Origin of the sequence: Streptomyces swartbergensis (genome assembly GCF_002148965.1) — a bacterium.
Lineage (GTDB): Bacteria > Actinomycetota > Actinomycetes > Streptomycetales > Streptomycetaceae > Streptomyces > Streptomyces swartbergensis.
Genome location: NZ_NGFN01000674.1, coordinates 1 through 1,571, shown reverse-complemented (window position 1 = coordinate 1,571; position 1,571 = coordinate 1). Strand labels below are relative to the sequence as shown.

The following is a 1,571-nucleotide window of genomic DNA, read 5'->3' as shown; positions in this document are numbered from 1 at the left end:
TAGCCAACCCCAACCGCCCCGCAAGCCGCAGCACCGGCCACGCACCCCCGTCCTCCCCGTGCAGCAGGACAGGACGCCCATGCGCGGCACCGAGGTCGGACAACAGCCCCCGCGCGGAGTCCACCGCACTCGAAGGGTCGGTATCCGTCACCTCGGCCAGCACCCTCCGCACCTTCGGCCCCAACGGCGAGGCAGCGAACCGCTCCGCACCCTCCGTCCCGGACCAGATGCCGGCCTCCACACCCACCCCGAGATCCAGGAGCAGCGCGGCAACCTCCTCCGCCCCGGGCTCATGCCAGTTGACCGACGCATGGTCGGGCAGTACAGGCGGATCGGCCCAACTCCGTACGCGCTCCAGCCTCGCGGCAGCGTCCGGCTCGGCCCACGCCCCCGTGGTCACACCCACCGGCACCGGCACCGGCACCCGCGCCCGAATCGCCGACAACGTCTCCGCGAGCACCCGCGGCGACAACGTGTCCCGTCCGCACGGTGTCTTGGGATGGACATGGACGTCCGTGGCCCCGGCCGCGACGGCGTCCGCGGCGGAGTCGGCCATGGACTCGGGAGTCAGCGGCACCGCCGTACCGTCGGCGGCGGTCCGCGGACCGTTCAGACACACCTGCACCATGTCCCGATGGTGCCAGTCATCACTGACAGCCGGCCCCGGCGGCGACAGTGGGGGTGCGGCATCCCCGGCGCACCCCCCGCGCACCCGCATCCGTCAAGCCGACACCAACAGCCTCGCCCGCCTGGCGTCCGCCAGGGCCTCGGGCGTGAGCACCGGACGCGGCACCAGAATCCCGCAGTCCGTGCAGACCGGACCCGCCGAAGGCTCGTGGTCCAGGTCGTACTTCCAGGCGAGTCGTTCCCCGCCACACACCGGGCAGGTCGAGCCCGGCTCGCGCTCCAGCGCGGCGATCAGCCGGCGCAGCACCTCGGCCAGCGGTTCACGGGGATGGACCGCCGGATCGTCGCACCACGCCACGCCGAAACCGCCCCAGGTCAGCCGGTGCCAGTCGTCCACACTGCCCGGCCTGCGCAGTCCGTCGTGCTTCTCCTTCTTGCGGCGCTCGGCGAACTCGACCTCGTAGGCCAGCCAGACCGCCCGCGCCTCCTCCAGTTCGTCCAGTGCGGCCACGAGCCGCGCTGGATCGGGGGACCGGTCCTCCGGACCGAACCCTGCCCGGGAACACAGATGGTCCCAGGTCGCCCTGTGCCCGTAAGGGGCGAACCTCTCAAGGCACTTGCGCAGCGAATAACGCCGCAGTGCCAGATCGCACCGCGGATCGCGGACCTGTCTCGCCAGACTCCGGAAACCGGCCATCGTCCTGCACCTCCGTCACACCTGCACCTGTAATCCGGTCACTTCGGCGTCGTCGTAAGGACGTCGCCGAATAGACGTATCGACAAGCGAATCGGCTCCATCCGATTTCAAATGGCCTCCATAAGCCGTCCGACGAGGCCGTGAGTCGACTGCCGTGGTCCGTGTGCCTGTTGTGCTGACTCCAAAAAGTGACGCTTGCTCATCTTCAATCCCGGGGATACCGGCGGTAACATCCCGCCCACCCCCG

The 1,571-nt window shown here is 70.1% G+C and carries 2 protein-coding genes; both read right to left on the bottom strand.

The window, feature by feature from the left end; all coding sequences use genetic code 11:
* The coding region (locus CA983_RS43460; protein WP_167407562.1) for a 3-keto-5-aminohexanoate cleavage protein at positions 1-628 on the bottom strand (628 nt) is incomplete at its 3' end.
* A gap of 93 nt (positions 629-721) precedes the next feature.
* On the bottom strand, positions 722-1,324 hold the full coding sequence (locus tag CA983_RS43455; protein ID WP_086606088.1) for a hypothetical protein: 603 nt from the start codon (positions 1,322-1,324) through the stop codon (positions 722-724).
* Between the last annotated feature and the right edge of the window lie 247 nt (positions 1,325-1,571).

Bases quoted from the DNA above. Each gene is read 5' to 3' on its own strand.
- CA983_RS43455 (WP_086606088.1), bottom strand. From the start codon at position 1,324: ATGGCCGGTTTCCGGAGTCTGGCGAGACAGGTCCGCGATCCGCGGTGC.